This is a genomic window from Novilysobacter erysipheiresistens (genome assembly GCF_036663935.1).
Taxonomy (GTDB): domain Bacteria; phylum Pseudomonadota; class Gammaproteobacteria; order Xanthomonadales; family Xanthomonadaceae; genus Novilysobacter; species Novilysobacter erysipheiresistens.
Genome location: NZ_JAXGFP010000029.1, coordinates 1 through 477, shown reverse-complemented (window position 1 = coordinate 477; position 477 = coordinate 1). Strand labels below are relative to the sequence as shown.

Here is a 477-nt window from a genome sequence, read left to right as displayed (position 1 = left end):
GTTGTTGGTGTAGCGAAGCAAGTTCGGCTTGAACGAATTGTTAGGTGGCCAGCCCGGCTCGCCGCCGGTACCAAGCCAACCCGACACGTGCGACCAACAATACAACGGGAGCGATTGCGCCTGCTTGCGCCAGAGCTGACCGCTCAAGCGGTTGTCCCGGCCGGAAAGCCAGCCACAAGAGGGTGCAAGCGAACAAAAGCAACGCAATGACCGCAAGGACCTTGGCAGATCGCCTGTGGAACGGAAATGCCAAGAGCGGAGCCGCGACCACAAGAAAGCCCACCCCGGCGAAATAGCCAACACTGGGGCTTGACTGGAGGGCGCCAGATGCGCCGATCCAGAGCCACACGAAACCGAGGGCGGCGATTGCAAGTCCACAAACCAGCGAAGCTGCTTTAGCCAGTTTGCTGAAATGTTTCATGGCCACCTAACCGCCGGAATTAAGCCGACCCGCAGCGTGCAGACCGGGTGCCGATG

The 477-nt window shown here is 60.2% G+C and carries 1 protein-coding gene; it reads right to left on the bottom strand.

Annotated elements, in window-relative coordinates:
• Positions 1-40 precede the first annotated feature (40 nt).
• The gene (locus tag SNE34_RS14790) at positions 41-421 is read right to left on the bottom strand and encodes a hypothetical protein (protein WP_332618389.1); all 381 of its coding nucleotides are present in this window, start codon (positions 419-421) and stop codon (positions 41-43) included.
• Positions 422-477: the final 56 nt, after the last annotated feature.

Bases quoted from the DNA above. Each gene is read 5' to 3' on its own strand.
- SNE34_RS14790 (WP_332618389.1), bottom strand. From the start codon at position 421: ATGAAACATTTCAGCAAACTGGCTAAAGCAGCTTCGCTGGTTTGTGGA.